General features: G+C 67.8%; 16 protein-coding genes, 2 tRNA genes, 1 pseudogene and 1 riboswitch. Of the genes and pseudogenes, 12 read left to right on the top strand and 7 right to left on the bottom strand.

The annotated features are described in order from the left end of the window. Window positions 1-417: 417 nt before the first annotated feature. Window positions 418-1209, top strand: coding sequence for an ROK family protein (locus AC5YDA_RS11655; RefSeq protein ID WP_496193028.1), 792 nt, complete (start codon window positions 418-420; stop codon window positions 1207-1209). Window positions 1210-1234: 25 nt separating this feature from the next. Here the strand turns inward: AC5YDA_RS11655 and AC5YDA_RS11650 are convergent, their stop codons facing one another. Next, window positions 1235-2638: a DUF349 domain-containing protein gene (locus AC5YDA_RS11650; protein ID WP_496193027.1), complete on the bottom strand. Its 1404-nt coding sequence runs from the start codon at window positions 2636-2638 to the stop codon at window positions 1235-1237. A gap of 238 nt (window positions 2639-2876) precedes the next feature. Here AC5YDA_RS11650 and AC5YDA_RS11645 point away from each other — a divergent pair, with 238 nt between their 5' ends. The 3 genes and pseudogenes from AC5YDA_RS11645 to AC5YDA_RS11635 all read left to right on the top strand — a co-directional run bounded on the left by AC5YDA_RS11645 (window position 2877) and on the right by AC5YDA_RS11635 (window position 5068). After that, the gene (locus tag AC5YDA_RS11645) at window positions 2877-3899 is read left to right on the top strand and encodes an alpha/beta hydrolase (protein WP_496193026.1); all 1023 of its coding nucleotides are present in this window, start codon (window positions 2877-2879) and stop codon (window positions 3897-3899) included. Then, a pseudogene (locus tag AC5YDA_RS11640) lies at window positions 3892-4149 on the top strand (cupin domain-containing protein); the annotation flags it as partial. The gene AC5YDA_RS11645 and the pseudogene AC5YDA_RS11640, both read left to right, overlap by 8 nt. Before the next feature lie 496 nt (window positions 4150-4645). Continuing rightward, on the top strand, window positions 4646-5068 hold the full coding sequence (locus AC5YDA_RS11635) for an ROK family protein (RefSeq protein ID WP_496193030.1): 423 nt from the start codon (window positions 4646-4648) through the stop codon (window positions 5066-5068). Window positions 5069-5107: 39 nt separating this feature from the next. On the opposite strand, the gene AC5YDA_RS11630 is transcribed toward AC5YDA_RS11635, so the two are convergent. Continuing rightward, window positions 5108-6004 (bottom strand): hypothetical protein, encoded by an 897-nt coding sequence (locus tag AC5YDA_RS11630; protein WP_496193031.1) that lies wholly within the window; start codon window positions 6002-6004, stop codon window positions 5108-5110. 279 nt (window positions 6005-6283) lie between these two features. Here AC5YDA_RS11630 and AC5YDA_RS11625 point away from each other — a divergent pair, with 279 nt between their 5' ends. Continuing rightward, window positions 6284-6496, top strand: a complete 213-nt coding sequence (locus tag AC5YDA_RS11625; RefSeq protein ID WP_496193025.1) for a helix-turn-helix transcriptional regulator — start codon at window positions 6284-6286, stop codon at window positions 6494-6496. Then, on the top strand, window positions 6493-7647 hold the full coding sequence (locus AC5YDA_RS11620) for a tyrosine-type recombinase/integrase (protein ID WP_496193024.1): 1155 nt from the start codon (window positions 6493-6495) through the stop codon (window positions 7645-7647). Before AC5YDA_RS11625 ends, AC5YDA_RS11620 begins: the two co-directional genes overlap by 4 nt. Before the next feature lie 27 nt (window positions 7648-7674). Here AC5YDA_RS11620 and AC5YDA_RS11615 read toward each other — a convergent pair. Continuing rightward, window positions 7675-7750 (bottom strand) — tRNA-Arg (locus AC5YDA_RS11615). A gap of 395 nt (window positions 7751-8145) precedes the next feature. Between AC5YDA_RS11615 and AC5YDA_RS11610 the strand changes: the two genes are divergently transcribed. Both AC5YDA_RS11610 and AC5YDA_RS11605 read left to right on the top strand, forming a co-directional pair. After that, window positions 8146-9522: a UTP--glucose-1-phosphate uridylyltransferase gene (locus tag AC5YDA_RS11610; RefSeq protein ID WP_496188461.1), complete on the top strand. Its 1377-nt coding sequence runs from the start codon at window positions 8146-8148 to the stop codon at window positions 9520-9522. Next, window positions 9519-9881 (top strand): hypothetical protein, encoded by a 363-nt coding sequence (locus tag AC5YDA_RS11605; RefSeq protein ID WP_496188462.1) that lies wholly within the window; start codon window positions 9519-9521, stop codon window positions 9879-9881. Before AC5YDA_RS11610 ends, AC5YDA_RS11605 begins: the two co-directional genes overlap by 4 nt. Before the next feature lie 71 nt (window positions 9882-9952). On the opposite strand, the gene mscL is transcribed toward AC5YDA_RS11605, so the two are convergent. The 4 genes from mscL to AC5YDA_RS11585 form a co-directional block, all read right to left on the bottom strand. Further along, window positions 9953-10336 (bottom strand): large conductance mechanosensitive channel protein MscL, encoded by a 384-nt coding sequence (mscL, locus tag AC5YDA_RS11600; protein ID WP_496188463.1) that lies wholly within the window; start codon window positions 10334-10336, stop codon window positions 9953-9955. Window positions 10337-10485: 149 nt separating this feature from the next. Continuing rightward, entirely contained in the window at window positions 10486-11088 is a 603-nt protein-coding gene (locus AC5YDA_RS11595; protein WP_496188464.1) for an SAF domain-containing protein, read from the bottom strand. Between the two features lie 28 nt (window positions 11089-11116). Continuing rightward, window positions 11117-11389, bottom strand: coding sequence for an FmdB family zinc ribbon protein (locus AC5YDA_RS11590; RefSeq protein ID WP_496188465.1), 273 nt, complete (start codon window positions 11387-11389; stop codon window positions 11117-11119). Window positions 11390-11449: 60 nt separating this feature from the next. Next, window positions 11450-12100 carry a 5-formyltetrahydrofolate cyclo-ligase gene (locus tag AC5YDA_RS11585; protein ID WP_496188466.1) on the bottom strand — a complete coding sequence of 217 codons (651 nt, stop codon included), beginning with the start codon at window positions 12098-12100 and terminating at the stop codon, window positions 11450-11452. Window positions 12101-12117: 17 nt separating this feature from the next. On the opposite strand from AC5YDA_RS11585, the gene AC5YDA_RS11580 reads away from it, so the two are divergent. The 4 genes from AC5YDA_RS11580 to AC5YDA_RS11565 all read left to right on the top strand — a co-directional run bounded on the left by AC5YDA_RS11580 (window position 12118) and on the right by AC5YDA_RS11565 (window position 15095). After that, a complete protein-coding gene (locus AC5YDA_RS11580) occupies window positions 12118-13500 on the top strand; it encodes a molybdopterin-binding protein (RefSeq protein ID WP_496188467.1) in 1383 nt (460 codons plus the stop codon). Beyond that, a complete protein-coding gene (locus AC5YDA_RS11575; RefSeq protein WP_496193023.1) occupies window positions 13497-14123 on the top strand; it encodes a GNAT family N-acetyltransferase in 627 nt (208 codons plus the stop codon). Before AC5YDA_RS11580 ends, AC5YDA_RS11575 begins: the two co-directional genes overlap by 4 nt. Window positions 14124-14194: 71 nt before the next feature. Next, window positions 14195-14938 (top strand): hypothetical protein, encoded by a 744-nt coding sequence (locus AC5YDA_RS11570; protein WP_496188469.1) that lies wholly within the window; start codon window positions 14195-14197, stop codon window positions 14936-14938. 81 nt (window positions 14939-15019) lie between these two features. Further along, window positions 15020-15095, top strand: a tRNA-Ala gene (locus tag AC5YDA_RS11565). 132 nt (window positions 15096-15227) lie between these two features. Beyond that, window positions 15228-15423: riboswitch (cobalamin riboswitch) on the top strand.

Genomic DNA, 15423 nt, shown 5'->3' with positions numbered 1-15423 from the left:
AGCTGCTTCTGATCGATGATCTCTCCCGTCACGGGGTCGATCATCTCGGTCATCTCGGTCGTGTCAGTCACGGCCATCTCCTTTCGGATCAGGCCGGACCCCCACACACCGTTACTCCGACAGTCCCCTGGTCTGGGCGCCACGAGCTCGCAGTACGAGACGACGCACGGACTGGCACTGACCCGGGACCGTATCCGCATACAACCCGCCCTAGGCGTGGGGCCGGTTGGCCCCCGAGGAGCCGGTCCCGGCATCTGATAAGACGACTGGGGATGCTGGTGAGGCTGCCATCCCGCGGTGTCAGGGCACGCGCCACGCTGACGTGGGGTTCTTCTTGAGTAGCCTGATGTCGCCAGAGTGGGTACATGGAGCGCCCGTCACTGGTCGATGAAGGGTCCCTTCCTGAGAGGTCACGGGATGACGGTCGTTGCAGTCGACATCGGTGGGAGTTCAACTCGCATCACACGGTTTGATGACTCCCACGGGATGAACGTACGGCGTGTTTCGGTCGGGAATCGCGCCGATCTGATCAATGAGGTCAGACGGATCGCCCAGAGACCCGCGGCAGTTGGCATCGCGATCGCAGGATTCGTGGAGCAAGAACAGGGCCGGGTGAGGCTCTCTCGCGCAGCCCCCTCCTTGGTGGGTGACCTCGGTCAAGCATTGTGCGAAGAACTCGAATGTCCCGTGGCCGTGATGAATGACGGCGAGGCACACGTCCTCGCTGCGGCGCAGATGCCTGGCGTGACTCACGGTGCCATGGGCATCTCTCTGGGAACCTCGGTGGGTATTGGCCTGACAGATCGGCAGGGAGGCGTCATGCGGCCCTGCTCAGGGCGAAACTGGGATCTCGGCGAGTGGCGACTGGCCACGCGTGCGACTCAGTCGGAAGCATGGTGGGCGCTTGGTTCACATGGGCTTTCGGAGTTGGAGCGATCCCTCGGGTGTCAACGCGGTCGTGAGCAGTACGGCTACCGGTTGGGCAACTTCTTGGGACAGGTTTGCGCCGTGTTTCAGCCGCAAACCGTCGTTCTGTCGGGGGGGATCACACGCGAACACTGGCCCGAGTTCGCCGCGACCATGCGTGCGGAGTTCAAACAGGCCCTCCCGAACTGGCTCGAAGTGCCCACAATTCTGCCTTCGCAGTTCGCGGAGCCGGGGTTGGTGGGTGCGGGCATCACGGCCCTTCGGTTGCTGAAGTCGACTTAGGCCTGCTCTCCGACTCGGGATTTGGCTAGAACTGGCTCAGACGTGATCGAGCCTCCATGAGCTTGTTCACCACATCTGATTTCCTTTGGCCCAAGGAGATGAGCTTGTCTCGAGCTGCTGATTGGCGGGCTTGCTGGTTGTTGGAGATGGTCATCCAGTTTGGGTTCTTCATGGATGGGGATCGGGCTGAGAGCGCCCTCGAGTAGCTCTCCTCAGCACGGTAGATGGCCGCCTCGACATTCCGGAGTTGGTCCTCCAGCCGCCACACTTTGTCTTGAGCGCGTTGTCGTGCTTCTGCTCGTCTCTGCTCACCAGCACGCTTCGCCGCCTCGAAGAGCCGCTCCTTGGCCGATTTATACTGCTGCCACAACAAGTCGTTGTCCGACTTGGCGCAGGGGCCGATCGACCGCCACTGAGTGTCGAGGTTACGAGCCTCGTCCTTCGCTGCTCGAAGATCGTGAGATTGCGCCAAGGACGCCATTTGGGAGACGAGACGTTCCTTGGCTGCCTTGTTGGCGGCCCACTCGCGTTGGCGCTTGTCGTAGTCCTGCTTCTTGCGGTCGTTCAGTCGGGTTCGTGCTTGGTTGAAGCGTGCCCACAGGCGTTCGTTGTCCGACTTCTCGCAGGGGCCGATTCGTTTCCATTCTTCGCCCAGGTTGCGCATCTGGTCTGACGCTGATCTCAGGTCCGAGGAAGTGGCTAGGGACTCTGCTTGGGAGACGAGACGTTCCTTGGCTGCCTTGTTGGCGGCCCACTCGCGTTGGCGCTTGTCGTAGTCCTGCTTCTTGCGGTCGTTCAGTCGGGTTCGTGCTTGGTTGAAGCGTGCCCACAGGCGTTCGTTGTCCGACTTCTCGCAGGGGCCGATTCGTTTCCATTCTTCGCCCAGGTTGCGCATCTGGTCTGACGCTGATCTCAGGTCCGAGGAAGTGGCTAGGGACTCTGCTTGGGAGACGAGACGTTGCTTGGCTGCCTTGTTCTGCTCGAACTCGGCGGCCCGCAGGGCATAGTGACGGTCTTGGGCTGCTTGGAAGCGAGGCCACAGTGCCGACTCCGTTGATCGATCGGCAGTTCCCGCTGACTTCCACTGTTCGCGGAGGGCCCTGAGCTCGCGGTGCACCTCTGGCCCCGACTGTCCAGCCAGACGCTCTGCCCTCTGCGTAAGCTCCCACTTGGTCCTCGCAGGGCCAGCAGGGAAGTACGGGATCTGATCATCGCCCACGAATACGTCGGTGCGCCCGTTGGCTTCTTTGACGATGGTCGGGCGGCCTAGGTGATCGACGTAGTACTGAGTGCGTTCGACTGGCGCGCGGCCCACTCGGGCCTCATCGATGCGCGCTTCCCGCCCGCGGTCTCGTGCGTACTGGATCACATGGTCTGCATCAGCGACGTGGTGGCTGTGCGTCTTGTCTTGATCGCGGGTGCCGTCCATCTAATCCCTCTTAAGACCAGTCGCGTTCGTCGTAGAGACCAACGCGGTAGTTTCACCCCAAGCTTGTCAGAAGCGATGCATTCTCGTGCTGATCCCTGTCTCCCCCTTCCCGAATCCGCCTCTTCGAGTGCGTCGCCAGCGTGGTCGAGTCGGAGCCTGAACAGGTTGAGTGGGTTGGAGGTCTGCGCTCGTCTCTCGGCTGGGAAGATGGGCGGGACTTCAGAGAGGAGAGGCTCCCATGCACGATCCGTCCGCGTGCTTCCCCGATACCCCCGTCCGTCCTGCGTTTGATCCGGAGCTCGTGGCCCCGCTGGCGGTTCTTCGGGCTGGTGTGCCGAGCCTCTCGGCCGAAACGCTGGAGGTCTGGCGACGTGCAGCTCTTGAGGGTCGCAAACCCGATGGGGTCGTCACCAGCGACGCCGTTCGGGTGGAGGAGTACACGACTGACGAGCACTCCGAGGAGCGCGAGGTCCCGTTGTCGATGGTGCGGCCTGTTGCCCAGACCGGTCCGTTGCCCGTCATCTGCTACATGCACGGCGGGGGCACGGTGTTGGGTGATCGATGGTCTGGCATCGACTCGTTCGTGCGGTACGTGGTTGAGGGATTGGCGATCCTGGTGACCATCGAGTACCGGTTGGCTCCTGAGCATCCTGATCCGGCCCCGGTTGAGGATTGCTACGCGGGCCTGGCGTGGGTTGCGCAGAATGCCAAGGAACTGGGCGTCGATCCGAATCGGATGCTGGTGGCGGGTGTGAGCGCCGGAGGCGAGCTGGCTGCGGGGGTCGCCCTGATGGCACGTGATCGTGGCTTCCCGCACCTGAGCCATCAGGTGCTGCTGTGTCCGATGCTGGATGACCGGTTCGAAACTGCGAGCAGCCGGATGCTGAACGACGAGGGGGCCTGGGATCGCGGGGCCAGCTGGTTCGCGGGGTCGGCCTTGTTGGGCGACCGCCGCGGCGGCCCGGATGTCTCGCACTACGCCGCTCCCGCACGCGTGGCTGATCCGGCCGGGTTGCCGCACACCTACATTGATGTGGGTTCAGCTGAGGGCTTCCGTGACGAGTGCCTCGTCTATGCCCAAAGGTTGTCCGAGGCCGGAGTGTCGGTGGACCTGCACATGTTCGCCGGCGGCTTCCATGGCTACCCGGGCGTCGTTCCCGAGGCGGCCATCTTGAGGGCGACGGTTGCCTGTCGCGACGAGTTCATGCGACGCGCGCTCCTCCCTGCTGACCAAGTGCTCGCCGAGGCCGGGGATGGCTGAGCCCCACGAGTTGTACGCCGGCCTCCGGTTCACGTTCCTGTTGGCCGATCAGTACAAGTTCTCGGGCTCATGGGTCTACCCGGAGAGCCGCGTCCCCTACTCGTTGTTGCGCCTGATCACGCGCGGGACTGCAGACTTCCAGCTGGACGGGGAGACGGTGGCAGTGGGGCCGGGCGATGTCGTGCTCATCCCGGAGGGCACTCGGCTGTCCTGTCAGGCGACCGGTGGGGAGATCTCCTTCATCTCGATCCGGTTCATCACCTCGGTCAAGCTGGGCGACTCGGACTTCTTGTCGGCCTACTACGGGGTGCCGGTCGTGACGCACTTCGGGCCGGAAGGCCCGGTTCGTGATCGCTTCGAGGCGCTGCATGCGGCCGCGGTGTCTACCTCGAGTGCGCGCGTGTTCCGGATCCGGGGCCTGTTGGAGCTCATCATCGCCGAGCTGGTGGAGAGGGCGGCTGAGAGCTCACCGCCGCTGGGCCGCGACCGGCTCCTCCAGGTGCAGTCGGCCGTGCCGACGCCGGGGCGGGGGAGCGCGGTGCGGCGGGATCCCCGGATCGAGGCGGTGGTCGACTTCCTCACCCACCATCCGACCGTGCAGGCAGACACCGATGCCCTGTGCCGGCTTGCGGATCTGAGCCCTTCCGCGCTTCGCCGGTTGTTCAAGGCGCACACCGGCAAGACGATCGGGGAGTTCGTCACCGAGCTGCGGATGATGACGGCCGCGCGGATGCTGCCTCGGTCACCTGGAAGCACTCGCGGCCGGCCCAGCCATCCACCGCCGCTACCTAGCCCTCGGCGGATCCCCAGCGATCCCGGACACAGTCGGGGTCTTCAGGGCAGCGACCGAAGGGGATGGCATCGCTCTGCGCGTCATCGCCGCGGCAGCCACGGGTTTGGGTCGCGCGATGGCAGGTCTCATCACGTGCTTGGACCCAGACGTCGTCGTCATCAGTGGGGGCTTGGCGAACGCAGGACCGCTCTGGTGGGAACCTCTGGAGTCCACCGTGCGTTCGGAACTGGTCGACGCGCTCGCGAGCATCCCGCTCCGCCCCGCCCAACTTGGTCTGACAGCCGCCATCCGGGGAGCAGCTCGCGCCGCGGCCGCCGTCCAATCGCAAGCTGCCCCACGGCATCCGTGGACTCTAGTAAGAGTGTCGAACAGCTGACGCGAAACGCAGGGTGCCCACGTAGATGCGCCCGCTGGCCTAGGCGAACTTCCATTGACGACGGAGATCCAAGGTCGCTTGGAGATCGAGGGCGTTCGCTCGCATCGACGGGCGGTGGCAGCTCAGGTACCGAACCAGGGCGTGTTGCGTCAACAGGGAGGTGGTGGTGCTCAGGGACTGAAAGGGTGCGTCGCCGGGGGAGAGTAGTACGTGGATTCCGTGCTCCGTGGGTCTGGAGTGTTCTTGGTCGGATACGCGCAGCAACGCGCTGACGTTTCCGTGCTGCAAGCCGGCCAGCGTTCGCCATGCGTGCCGCAGCAGAATCCTGTACTTGCCCCCGCCGAGTTCGGCGTCCAGTGCCGACAACTCCATGATCATGTTCAGGTTCTGAGGATCACGCCAAGCTCGACCGTGCTGGGCGACCTCGTTGCGATAGACACGGTCGTGTTCGGAGCGGAGCCTCTCGGTGCGGGCGTATTCCTCTGCGACTGCACTGGCGTCAATCTCGAGGAGCGGGTCGGTAAGCATCTCGCGCGCATGGACGGAGGCGGCACGATCGTCAAGCCACTCAAACCGGATTCCCCGGAGTACCCGGTCCGAACTTGTGGGGGGTGCCAAGAGCCATAGGGCTCTGAAGGCTGCTTCGAACTGGGCTCGCATGATGCACCACATTGCGGTGTTTGTGGCGCCATGTGACTCGAGGAGCCTAGGTAGGGCCCAGTGGCAGTCCATTGCTGCAGAAAGGTATCGCTCCACCTGCGGATACAGGCGATGGCCGCCGGGCCGAGCTTCGTCGAATCGGCGCGGGTCTATAACACCCGCTTCGCGATGCTCGGCTTCGTTCTTGACGTAGCTGTGAAGGAAGTCCAGCTTCCGCCAGCGGCGAGGCAGGTCGCCCAAGTGGAGCTGCCCAGCCGTTCGAGGTTCCTGCAACATGGCCCAATTGTCAGGTTCGCGCCTGACAGTTTGCGGGGCGGGGAATGGGTGAGTGGAGCGGGTCCACGAAGTCCCCAGCAAGGGCTGCCACTATGGGTCGCCGACTCATATGCCCTAGTCGTGGCGCTCGTAGGCAAACATCCCCCCTTTCGTGTGGCCACCCAGCCATCAAACCGTGCCTGTGGGGGTGTCTGCCCGTGCAACTGGAGCCGGGTGGATCGAGGGCGATAGCAGACGTCAGTCGCAACTGGCCCTCTTTCACGGAGAGGAACACACCCCATGTCACGCTCTGCAACCGTCACCCTGCTCACTACTCAGGAAGCTGCGGCCGTCCTCACGATCACGGTGTCCACGCTGAACGCCTGGCGTTGCCGGGGCGGAGGCCCGCCGTGGTTGAAGATCGGCCAGTGCGTGCGCTACGACCTAGAGGAGCTGAAGATCTGGATCGACGCCCAGCGTCAGCTGCCCGACCGTCCCCAGCACCGGCTGTGATCGACAAGCGCCCAGACGGGCGGTGGCGGGTCCGCGTCTACCACCGCAGTCGCTACGTTCGGTCCCGCACGTTCGCCCGCAAGACCGACGCCGTGGCGTGGGAGCGCAGCCAGCAGACCGCGCTCGCAGCCGACACCTGGGCCGCTCCTGCTCGTGAAGGGGTCACGGTGGGGGAGTGGTGGGAGCACTTCCAGCGCGTCCGTCCGCCCATCAAGCCCTCGACCTTGGCGCGCCAAGCAGGGCTGGCGAAGCGCTACCTGCTGCCGCGCTTCGGCAAGCGCCCGCTCACTTCGATTGCGCCCTCGGAGGTGGCGGCGTGGGCGAACCTGTTGTATTCGACCATGTCGGCGTCCTCGACCCGCCAGGCGGTCGGTCTGCTGCGCAGCATGTACAAGATGGCGCTGGCCGACGGGCTCGTCCAGCGCTCTCCCGTGGAGGGCGTCAAGCTGCCCAGGGTCAGGCGCAACGAACCGGCCCCACTCACGCATGAACAGGTGTGGCGGCTCGTCGCGAAGATGGATGCCCGGGACCGGGTCATGGTCCTGGTCATGGCCTACGGAGGGCTGCGCTGGGGAGAGTGCATCGCATTGACCACGTCTGCATTCCGGGGCGACGAACTCCGGCTGACGGTGGCCGTGGCCGAGGTCAACGGAGTACTCCATCTGGGGACCCTCAAGGACCACGAGGCGCGCACGGTGCCCCTGCCCGGCCTCATCGCGGCTGAGCTACGCCGGTGGATCGTCCAACGGACCGGGCTCCTCTTCCCCGACGCCAACGGGGGATACGTCCGCTACTCCAACTGGCGACGCCGGCGGCTCGACACCGCAGTCAAGGCCGCAGGGCTGCCGAGAAAGGTCACGCCCCACAACTTCCGCGACACCGCCGCGTCCCTCGCCATCCAGGCCGGCGCGTCGGTCGTGTCCGTATCGCGGATGCTCGGTCACGAGGATCCCTCGACCACGTTGAAGCACTACGCAGGGCTCTTCCCGTCCGACCTGATCGAGGTCTCCAACGGGTTGGACAGGGCTGCCAAGAGAGCGATCCGGATGCCCCAACAGGGACTCGCTGCTATTCCTGTACCGACCATATACCGACCAAACCCGGCCGAGGCCCCAAAACTAGGGTCAAGAATAGAACAAAATCTGGGATGAAAGTCCTAGTCAAGTTCGGTTTCGGGCTGGCGGCCCCGGCAAGATTCGAACTTGCGACACATGGTTTAGGAAACCACTGCTCTATCCCCTGAGCTACGGGGCCAACTCCGCCCGCCATTGTAGGGGTGCCGGACGACTGCTGCGTCCTGTGGTTGCCCCGCTGGCACGATGCCCGGTGCGGCAGCTCGGAGTGAGCGCAGCCCTCCCCGCGCAACGAACGCCGAGACCGCGGCCAAGCCGATACCCCCATGGGTGTCCGGGAGGAGCCCGGCACTCGACGAAAGTTGAAGAGTTATCCGTCCGTTCATCCTGAGGACATCTCGAAGCGATTTACTGGGGGGTGCCCCAAACCTCCGAAGTGGGTTATAGTCTTAGACGCGAGAGCGACGCCAGGTAGTTGATGTCTCCTGGGGGTGGGTAGACGGCTTCTAGCCCTTCGACCGGCGTCGCTCTCCCTTTCTTTTTCCAGCCTCCTCACGCGCCGCTAGAGTCGAGGCCATGACGACAGGCTTGGAGCGAGCTCGCCAGAAGATGGTCGACGCTGGTGCGACCGACGCGGCGATCGCTGTCTTCACCCACTACTACGGGCAGCTGGACGCCGGGGGTGGCGGCTTCATCCGCGAGCGTGACATCGACCCGCTCACCGACCCGCCGCGCCTCGCGTCGGTCGAGGTCGATCCCGACCTCGCGGCCGATGCCCTGAGGCGCACGGTCCTCATCAAGCTCAACGGTGGGCTGGGTACCTCGATGGGCCTGGAGGGCCCCAAGACGCTCCTGCCCGTGCGCGGGCGCAAGACCTTTCTCGACATCCTCGTCGCCCAGGTCCTGCATGCCCGCGAGCGCTACGAAGCCCGGTTGCCCCTGCTGTTCATGAACAGTTTCCGTACGCGCGAGGCCACGCTCGACCACCTGGGCATCTACGACGAGCTGCCCGTGGATGGGCTGCCCATCGACTTCCTGCAGGGTTTCGAACCGAAACTCACCCTCGACGGGTACGAGCCGGTCGAGTGGCCGGCCGACCCCACGTTGGAGTGGTGTCCCCCCGGGCACGGCGACATCTACACCGCGCTCGTCGGGACGGGCCTGCTCGACCAGTTGCTCGAGGCCGGCTTCCGGTACGTGAGCATCGCCAACGGCGACAACCTGGGTGCCGGACCCAACGCTGAGTTGGCCGGCTGGTTCGCCCGGTCGGGGGCGCCGTACGCCGCGGAGGTGTGTTCCCGTACGCCCAACGACCGGAAGGGTGGTCACCTGGCCGTCCGCAAGGCGGATGGGCAGCTCATCCTGCGCGACACCGCCCAGTGCGCGCCCGAGGAGATGCACTTCTTCACCGACGAGGACAGGCACCCCTACTTCCACACCAACAACCTGTGGGTGGACCTGTCCGCGCTCAAGCGACTCATGGCCGAGCGCCAGAACGTCCTGGGGCTTCCGCTCATCCGCAACATCAAGACGGTCGACCCGTCCGACGCGAACTCCACGCCGGTCATCCAGATGGAGACCGCCATGGGGGCGGCGATCGAGGTGTTCCCCGGAGCGCAGGCGATCGCGGTGGAGCGGGACCGGTTCCTCCCCGTCAAGACGACCAACGAGCTCATGCTCGTCCGCTCGGACGCCTTCGCCCTCGATGGCGACGCCCGGCTCGTCGCCACCACCGAGCGCCTCCCCGGCATCTCGCTGGACAAGCGTTTCTATGGCCTGTTGCCCGACTTCGACGCCCGCGTCGAGTACGTGCCGTCCCTGCGCGAGGCGCACTCGCTGACCGTCGAGGGCGACTGGACCTTCGCCGAGCCCGTGACCGTCGTGGGGGACGCGCACCTGCCCGACGAGGGGGAGCCGCGCGTCGTCGAGGCCGAGGTGATCGGACAGGCGTGAACCAGCCCTGGCACGCCGCGATCGCCCACGCGCTGACGGGGGAGGAGCTGGACCTCGGCGTCCAGCCCGCCCCTGACCTCGCGGAGTTGCAGGCCCAGTTGGACGCCGCCGGCTGGACGGGCGAGCGGATCCGGGCCCACGCGCACGCCACCGCAGGGGTCGAGCCCTGGCCGCACCCCGTCCCGGACGCGCTGCGCTCAGGACTCGGTGCCGCGCAGCTCCACGCCGCGATCGGTCGGGCCCGCGAGCGCTACGGACTGACGGTGCTGGCGGTGTTGCCACCGTCGAGGCGCACCCACCTCGATGCGGACGAGCGACGGTTGCTCGCCGACGTGCCGCCCCACTTCGGTCGCACGTAGGCGTTCACATGCAGGACGGGGCCCATCCTGAGGAGGATGGGCCCCGTCCGGGCCGTGTGCCGAGTGGATGCTCAGGCGGCACGGTCCTTGAGCAGGTCGCGGATCTCGGCGAGCAGCTCGTCCGTCGTGGGGGCGGGGGACTCCGGCGCGGTGTTCGCGTCCAGACGGCGCTCCTGCGCCTCCTTGAGGTGCAGGTAGGGCTTGATGACGAAGAAGTACACGATCGCAGCGATCGCGATGAACGAGATCAGGGACGTGATGAAGACGCCGACGTTGATGTTGGCCCCCGGGATGGTGACGGTGCTGAAGTCAGGGGTACCACCGGCGAGGCTGATGAAGTCCAGCACGATCTTGGTGAAGCTCTCGACGACCTTGCCGAAGGCGCCGGCGAGGATGACCGCCGTGGCCAACTCGATGAGGTTGCCCTGCATCAAGAAGTCCTTGAAACCCTTCATGGTGAAAATCCTCTCGGTTCGGGGGCAGTGCCCGCGGTTGGGGCGTGGGCTGCCCGGCGGAGCGATCGTATCGAATTGGCTGTGGCGGATGGGCGCGGCTGGGGCCGGTGGGCGGCGCAGGAGCGGATCCCCCGCCAGGGGCCACCGCGTCAGCGCACGACGACCGTGATCGACGAACTCCCTTGTGAAGCGAGTTTCGCAGCGACCTCCGCCCGCACTTCGACCAGCACGGTCCGCCCTCCTCCCGCGGAGGGCAGGCCGGGGGAGCCGGGCGTGTCGGGAGGGGCCACGACGGGGATGTCCTGCGCCAGCGCCTCTCCGTTGGCGTCCAGCACGTCCAGTCGGGCGCCCGGCCGCACCAACGCGGCGATGCCGTCGCCCGGCACCGGGAGCGCGGCCACCACGTGGCCGGGACGGGCCAGCCGTCCTCCGGTCGACACGGACGCCGAGGTGAGCACGCTCCCCGCGGTGACCGGGCCGGACAGGGTGTGCCCCAGCGCGTCGCCCTCGGCCTCGAGCGCGGCGTCGGGGGCGACCGACAGGGGGACCTCGGTGCTGGAGAGGTGCTCGGCCGCCAGCAGCGTGCCGGCGGGCAGGGCCGAGCGTGCGGTCACCACCGTGACCCGGGGAGGCTGGGCGGGGTTCAGGGCCAGCAGCGCCGCCAGCACGGCGGTGAAGGCGCACAGCGCGGCGAGCGGGCGCCGGCGCAGGTACAGGATCCGGCGAAGGGGGTGGGTGGGGCGAGGTGTCACGCCCGGGACACTAGGCAGCGCCTGTCACTCAGGCGGCCGAGCTCTTCTCCGAGCTGGACGAGGAGGCGGCCGAAGCGCTCGCAGCGGCGGCGGGGGCCGGCTTGGCGGCGTCCGCCTTGCCCTTGGTGCGGTTGTCGGTGGCGTAGAAGCCCGACCCCTTGAACACCACCCCGACGGCGTTGAAGACCTTGCGCAGGTCGCCGGTGCACGTGGGGCACTCGGTCAGGGAGGCGTCGGTGAACTTCTGCACGACCTCGAGCTCGCGTCCGCAATCGGCGCAACGGTACTGGTAGGTGGGCATGGTTCTCCTCGTTCTCAACCTGGTGTCAGCCACGGATTCTAACGTCGGGGCCCACCGTCGCTATTCCCCGGGCGGCAGCCGGACGCCGCGGGCACCGGTCACCACGGTCTCGCGCGGCGTGATCACGAGGTCGACCGGGAGGTCCCACGGGTCGAGGGGGACGGCGTCCACGAGTTCCGACTCGCCGACCAGGGTCGCGCGTACGGCGTCCGGGGCGGCGTGGAGCAGTGCCCGGTCGTACCAGCCGCCGCCGGTGCCGAGGCGATGGCCCGAGGGGGTTGCCCGGAGCGCCGACACCCAGACGAAGCTGCAGGCGGCCAGGGTCTCGGGGGGCAGCGCCCGGCCTGCGGGTTCCGGGATGCCCCGCCACCCGGGCACGAGTGAGCCGGGGCCGTCGTACCAGCCCCACGCCGGCGTCCGATGGCCTTTCAGGACGGGCAGCAGCACCCGGACGCCGGCGTCCGCCAGCGCGGCGACCAGGGCGGCGGTGTCGGGCTCGGGGGGCACTGAGAAGTAGCAGGCGACCGCGGTGTGCCCGGAGCAGGCGGCCAGGAGGCGGGGGAGTCGAGCGGTGTCGGCCTGGGCCCGCCGGGCGTCCGCGGCGCGAGCGGTCCACACGGCCCGGCGCACGGCGTCCTTGCCGGGGTGCGGCGAGCTCGAAACCCCACTTTGCGAGGCTCGCGGAAGCCATGCCGGGGAGGTGGTGGACATTCGCCTACTGTAGTTTCATGGCCCTCTTTGGACGCAAGACGACTGACGACGAGACCGCTCCGCGCCCGGGTGCCGGTAGCGACGGGACCCGGACCGGCACAGCCGCCGACAGTGCCGCGGCCGGCGGCACCGGCGCGACCGCCGCGGCCCTGCAGCATCCCGATGAGCCACGGTCGCGGAAGCCCGTCCGGCGGAGCCTCGACGAGCAGCGTTCCTTCCTGCTCGACAAGGTGGGGGCCATGCGGCCGTTCGGCATGCAGATCTGGGACGTCCCCGGACTCGTGCTGTGTGAGGACATCGTCTCCGACCTCGACCTGCCGCTGGTGACCACGGCCCGGATCGCCGGCTGGGGCGTCCGCGGCTCCGACCTGGTCGGGGCGAAGCGCACCGCACCCAAGCGCCTGTACGTGGTCGACCGCATCAGCGCCTCCGACGGGCCGGGCCGCCCGCTGGTGTCGGGTGCGGCGGTGGAGCTCGAGGAGGGCGCGATCATCCCCGAGGGGGTGGACGCGGTCGTCCCGGCGGCTCTCGGCAGCCTCGCCGATGACGGCTACGTGGAGATCCGGGAGGAGGCACGCCTCTACCAGAACCTGCGTCGGGCCGGCTCCGAGCTGGCCGACGGGACGCCGCTGCTCCGCTCCGGCGACGTGCTGACCCCGCGGTCGGTCGCCGTGCTGGCCGAGGTCGGCCTCGACAAGGTGCTCGTCCGTCCGCGTCCGCGGGTGGTCGTCCTCACCGTCGGTGAGACGCTCGTCGCGCCCGGCCAGCCGCTGACCAAGCCCCAGCAGCGCTACGACGCCGCCACCGCGCTGATCACCGCTGCCGCTCGCGGCGACGGTGCCACGGTCTATCCCTTGGGCATCGTCCCCGCTGACGTGTCCAAGGTGAAGCAGGCCGTGGCCGACCAGCAGATCCGCGCCGACCTGATCGTGGTCGTCGGGGGTGGTGAGGTGGTCCGCGAGGCCATCGACGGGCTGGACGAGGCGGTCGTCGCGATCAACCGTGAGGCGCGCATCGCCTACGCGGGCTTGGGTGAGAACGAAACGCCCCTGGTGATCCTCCCCGGTGGTGTGGTCAGCGCCTACGTGGCCTATCACGCCCTCGTCCGGCCGGTGATCAACAAGCTCAACGACGTCGACCCGCTCCGGGCCGAACGCGTCGAGGGACGCCTCGCCGAGGCGCTCAAGGCCCCCGCGGGCGCCACGCAGTTCGTTCCCGCCGTCCGCGAGGAGAACGGAACGGTCCGCGTCGTCGCGGGGGCCGATTCCGAGTTGGCCTGGGACCTGGCGCGGGCGAACGTCCTCGTGGTGATCCCCGAGTCGTGGGACGGCGCGCAGGCCGGCAGCACGGTGGAGTGCATCGTGCTGGACGACGCGCACCCGGCGGCTTCCCTTCCGTGAGCCTGCTCGGGCCGCGCCGGTGGCCCGTCACGCTCCAGCACGGGCCGGTGGGGCTGCGCCCGATCCGCCGCCGTGACGCCGCGGCGTGGTTCTCGGCCCGGTCGCGCAACGGCAGTTGGACGGCTCCGTGGGATGGCACGCGCCCGGACGACGCCGCGGAGGAAGGCTTCTCGTTCGAGCAGATGGTGTCCCGCTTCAACGCGGAGGCCCGCGCGGGACGCGCGCTCCCGTGGTTGATCACCTGGACCGAGCAGCCGGACGACGTCCCGGTGCTCGCCGGGCAGATGACCATCTCGGGAATCGCCTGGGGGTCCGCCCGGTGGGGGATGGCCGGCTACTGGGTCGACCGCGACCTGGCGGGGCGTGGGATCGCCCCCACGGCGTTGGCGATGGCCGGGGACCACATGTTCGCGACCCTGGGCCTGCATCGCCTCGAGGTGGCGATCCGGCCGGAGAACGCCAAGTCCCTGCGCGTGGTGGAGAAGCTCGGCTTCCGCTTCGAGGGGGAACGGCCGGCCTACATGCACGTGGACGGGGCCTGGCGCGACCACCTGATGTTCGCCCTGCACGCTGAGGAAGTCGGCCCGGAGGGCCTCATCGGACGCCTGGGCGGAGCCCGCTGAGTGCCCGGTTCTGGTCGGGGGCGGCGCGTCCGTCGCGGGTTGGGGCCGGCCCGACCCTAAGGTCTTGAGCCATGAGTTTCACAGGTTTGATCTTCGGCGCCCTCGCGGCGTTCTGGTTGGTCTACCTGGTTCCCCTGATCCTCAACCGCAAGGAGAACGGCCTGCTGGACGAGGTCGAGCCCGGGGAGCCGTTCTCGGCTTCCGTGACGATCGTCCGCCATGGCACGCCGCTGGAGACGGCCGAGAACGGCACCGCCGTGATCTCGACCCCGCTCAACCGCCGCGCCGCTCTCCGTGAACTGGCCAGCCAGGACCACGAGGCCGCACGCCGCCGCCGGGTCGTCCTGGTGTTCCTGGCCGTGGTGACCTGCGTGGTCGGGGCGTTGGCCGGGTTCGGGCTCGTGTCGTGGTGGATCATGGCAGCGCCCCTGGGACTGATCGTCGTCTTCCTCGTCGTGGCCCGCGTCACCGTGGCCCGCATGCGCCGGGAGTTGGACGCCCGCGCCCGGCTCGTCCGGGGTGGCGAGAGCGTGGACGAGGAGACCGTCGCGATCGCGGTGCTGGGCCGGGGCGAAGAGGACGAGAACGAGCTCTCGATCGAGATCGTCGCCCCGGTCGGACACGCCGGGTCACTGTGGGATCCGATCCCGATCACGGCCCCCACGTACGTGAGCAGGCCGCTCGCCCCGCGCACCGTCCGGACGATCGACCTCTCGGCTCCCGTGCCGGCCGCAGCAGTGCCGGTCACGGCCGACCTGCCCGGCGGGCCGGTCGCGACCGACGACGAGGAGCGCCCCCGCGCCGTCGGCGAGTGACCCGTTCCCCCGCCTCGGCAGGGCCCCGAATTTCGGTGCTGCGGGGCTGCGTGGTAGAGTGTTCCTCGCTCTCGAGCACTTGGGGCTATGGCGCAGTTGGTAGCGCGTCTCGTTCGCAATGAGAAGGTCAGGGGTTCGAATCCCCTTAGCTCCACCAGTGGACCCCCGTCCGACAAGGGCGGGGGTCTTTGCTGCCCAAGAGGGCGGGCGAGGCCTTGACTCCGGCGAAGCCGAACCTGACCCCGCGGAGGCCAGCCACTCGCTGCGTGACCGTCGGCTTGGGGTAGGCGCTAGTCTGCTGTCCGCCAGTCGTGCTCCACGGTGTGTGGGGTCAGGGAACCCGGTGTGACTCCGGGACTGACGCGCAGCGGTGAGGGTGACGGGCGGTGCATGCCAGCGATGGCAGCCACTGGGGCGAACCCCGGGAAGGCGCACCGTTCCGGTTGATCCCGAGTCCGAAGACCTGCTGGCTCCCGGCGGCTGCC

It is taken from the genome of Propioniciclava sp. LT294 (assembly GCF_059516005.1).
Note: the sequence above shows the minus strand (reverse complement) of the source record. Positions and strands in the feature narration are given on the sequence as shown.

Excerpts from the sequence above, each read along its gene's own strand:
- AC5YDA_RS11655 (WP_496193028.1), top strand. The coding sequence starts at position 418 with ATGACGGTCGTTGCAGTCGACATCGGTGGGAGTTCAACTCGCATCACA.
- AC5YDA_RS11650 (WP_496193027.1), bottom strand. The coding sequence starts at position 2,638 with ATGGACGGCACCCGCGATCAAGACAAGACGCACAGCCACCACGTCGCT.
- AC5YDA_RS11645 (WP_496193026.1), top strand. The coding sequence starts at position 2,877 with ATGCACGATCCGTCCGCGTGCTTCCCCGATACCCCCGTCCGTCCTGCG.
- AC5YDA_RS11630 (WP_496193031.1), bottom strand. The coding sequence starts at position 6,004 with ATGTTGCAGGAACCTCGAACGGCTGGGCAGCTCCACTTGGGCGACCTG.
- AC5YDA_RS11625 (WP_496193025.1), top strand. The coding sequence starts at position 6,284 with ATGTCACGCTCTGCAACCGTCACCCTGCTCACTACTCAGGAAGCTGCG.
- AC5YDA_RS11610 (WP_496188461.1), top strand. The coding sequence starts at position 8,146 with ATGACGACAGGCTTGGAGCGAGCTCGCCAGAAGATGGTCGACGCTGGT.
- mscL (WP_496188463.1), bottom strand. The coding sequence starts at position 10,336 with ATGAAGGGTTTCAAGGACTTCTTGATGCAGGGCAACCTCATCGAGTTG.
- AC5YDA_RS11590 (WP_496188465.1), bottom strand. The coding sequence starts at position 11,389 with ATGCCCACCTACCAGTACCGTTGCGCCGATTGCGGACGCGAGCTCGAG.
- AC5YDA_RS11585 (WP_496188466.1), bottom strand. The coding sequence starts at position 12,100 with ATGTCCACCACCTCCCCGGCATGGCTTCCGCGAGCCTCGCAAAGTGGG.
- AC5YDA_RS11580 (WP_496188467.1), top strand. The coding sequence starts at position 12,118 with ATGGCCCTCTTTGGACGCAAGACGACTGACGACGAGACCGCTCCGCGC.
- AC5YDA_RS11570 (WP_496188469.1), top strand. The coding sequence starts at position 14,195 with ATGAGTTTCACAGGTTTGATCTTCGGCGCCCTCGCGGCGTTCTGGTTG.